Genomic DNA, 3,177 nt, shown 5'->3' on the forward strand with positions numbered 1-3,177 from the left:
ATCCTGACCATATATCCCTATAGCCGTCAATAATGATACTACTGTATATAATAACCTTCGCATAGGTTGAATTATTTTTTTATTCTATATTTAATATCAAAAAATTGTAGCTCTCTTTGTTAAAACCTACTCTTTCCCGGTTTTTACTGTTTCGCCAGGTACTTTTAGCGGTTGCATACTTTTAATAAATGCCTCCAGCTTGTCTATCCGTGACGCATTGGCTTCTGTTGTTTTGTCCATATTGGCTAATTCAGGCTTTAAGGCCCTGTTCTCAGCTTTTAAAGATTTTTGTCTTTTATTCAGCTCTATGGCATATAAAAACAATTCTTCTATCTTCTCTAATTGGCTCATCGTTGTTTGGCTCAGGTCAATGGTCATATCATTGGCCTTTACTTCTTCATACGACTCAATACCCGGCAAATGGCCCTGTTCTTTAATAAAGGCCTCTACTTCCTCCAACGTCTTAAACTCGTAATCGTCTTTTATCGCTGATTTCCCCTCATAATACTTATCAAACACATAATCAGCGACTGTTTGGGTTGCGGTTCGAATACTTCCACCTACCCGGAGGAGCTCAGATCCAAAATTTCCTGGTACATTTCCAATTCCTACCCAACCATCACTTCGAATACGCATCCGTTCCGTGTCGCCAGTCCTTGAACCCGAAACCCCGGTAAGCAAAACAATATCCCCTCCTGGTTGAAGATTACGAGAGCCTGACTGTGTTGTTATAATAAGATTCCCCGTATACCCTCCTGTTCCGGATGTAGTAAAGTTTCGGATCACAAAATCCCCCGGGGTAGCAAGGTTCGAAAAATCACCAGAAGCACCTGACATTCCCTGTTCGCCATATACAGTAAGCCCCCCGATTACGTCTGTTTTGGTAAGCCTTATATTGGGAGCTTCTGCATTCCCACTAACATCGATTACGTCTAAACTTGGAACGCCTTGGTTTGTTGCCCTTACTGATACATTATCGTTTATCGTAATAACAGTATCGTCCGGGTCTAAGAGCACATTGGCCTCTACATTCGTTGCATTCAATACACTGAAATTGGCCATCTGCACATTCTGAGTGGCTATGTGGTTCCCTAGGTTATCTCCTGCTACTAATGTACTAGGGTCTACCCATGAAGCGACACCAGTGCCATCTGTTGCCGTTAATACCAACCCCGCACTTGGACTGCCCCCACTAACCTGAAGGGTCCCCGTGCTTACTGTCCCTGCATTTGATATATTGAAATTGGACATCGCTATGTTCTGGGTCGCTGTGTGGTTCCCTAGGTTATCACCCGTTACTATGGTATTAGGGTTTACCCATGTGGCCACACCGCTACCGTCTGTAGTGGCCAATACATAGTTGGGGGTGCCCGTACCGGGAACAGCCAATCGTACCGTCCCTGAAACATCTAGGGTATTGCTGGGGTCTGTTACGCCCAATCCTACATTCCCATTGGCTTCAATGGTCATTAATTGGGTTGTGGGTACTCCAAATTGATGAAATACAAATGCTTTTTCATTGCCATTGGGTGCTGGTGGAACATGGGTGTTCCACAGGGACATCTCCCTGCTCCCAGTACTATAGTTCCAACCTATGGCCAAATGACCAGGTTGGCCAACACCAGCAATGGGAGTGTCTCCATTTGGAAGAACTCCGCCTGCATTAAACCCGCCTAAATATGCCCAATTGGTACTTTGTCTTAGGCTTCCATTTACATGCAGCTTTGCGCTGGGGTTGTTGAGCCCTATCCCTATGTTACCTCCGGAAATACCTCCACCCCTTCCATCTAAGCCCGTACCATAAATCAGGTTCCCGATGCTTAACTGGTTATCGGCCGTTGTACTGGGTACGTCTGCATCGTAGCCCAAAACAATGTTCCCATCGCCTGTCGTGATATTGGTCCCTGAACTGTAACCGTAGATAACATTGTTGCTCCCTGAGGTTATCTCTTGACCGGCAATAACACCAACAACGGTGTTACTTATGGACTGTGTTAACTTGATTAATGCGCCATTCCCTATAGCGATATTGTCTCTTCCATTTACATTGTTTAACAAAGCGTTGGTGCCTATGGCGATGTTACGAAATCCTGTTAAGTTATTTTGTAAGGTTGCTGAACCTATGGCTATGTTGCTATCGTAAGTTACAGAGCTAGCATCCACGCTCTCTAGTGCATTTTTCCCTATCGCTATGTTATTGTTGCCCGATGTGATACCCGTTAAAGCACGGGCTCCTATGGCTACGTTATTGACCCCTAATGTATTTGTTTGAAGGGCAGTACTCCCAATGGCCACATTGTCACTGGCGGTACTGTTCTGCAAAGCTCCAAAACCAATCCCTACGTTGTTGGCCCCTGTTGTAATTGTGGTTCCTGCCAAATGACCAACAAAAACATTGTCCCTGTTAGCTCCAAAATTGGTGTTTATACCGGCTCCTTCCCCTAAAAATACCGATTGGGCAGTGTTGAGTACTTCTATCTGGCCTGCAGCAGTAATCCGTAAACGGTCATTAGCAGCTGCTGCCCCCCCTACTCTTATTAATAAGGGCTCGTTCGCATCGGTGGTCCCTAAAAAATGACCGCTGCCAGGGTTTCCGCTAAGCGACCAGGCCGTACTCTCCACTAAAGGGCTTATGTCTAATTGGTTCAACGTTGGTGTTTCATCAGTATAATCTAAGGTGTTATTCCCTACATTCACTGTTAAGGCCGTCAAAGTCTCCTGAGCTGCTATCAATGCAGCCAAGTCTATGTTGGTAGAGTTCCCGTCCTCATCATTGTAGGTCAGTATGCCCGTGGCTCCATTTAAACTTATATCCGTAACGGTCTCAAAGTTGTCTATAATAGGCGCTAGGTCTACCTGGGTGGTCAACCCGTTCTCATCAGTGTAGTCCAAGTTCTGCCCGTCAGCATTCAAGGAAAAGACTGTCAAAGTCTCTAAATTTGTAAAATCGTCCTGGTTTACAAACCGTAGCCAAGCAGTCCCGTCCCAATAATAGTAACCAGGCGTTACATCGTTCGGAGGCACACCTGCAGTGGCCGTGTTGTAGATAAGCAACCCATCCGGATAACCACTGGCATCCAAATCAGGGATCTGGCCCGTGTCTGTCGTACCCGTTAATGCCACATTGGGCAGTAATACTCCCTTGTCTGTAACCTGCGATATGTCCAATACAGAACT

Annotated in this window: 1 protein-coding gene; it reads right to left on the minus strand. The window is 45.5% G+C overall.

Going from position 1 to position 3,177, the window contains the following annotated elements:
* Positions 1 to 126 precede the first annotated feature (126 nt).
* Positions 127 to 3,177, minus strand: a 3,051-nt coding sequence (locus WBG21_RS11190) for a beta strand repeat-containing protein (protein ID WP_413789404.1), incomplete at its 5' end; no start/stop codon positions are given.

This window comes from Leptobacterium meishanense (assembly GCF_037645805.1).
Lineage (GTDB): Bacteria > Bacteroidota > Bacteroidia > Flavobacteriales > Flavobacteriaceae > Leptobacterium_A > Leptobacterium_A meishanense.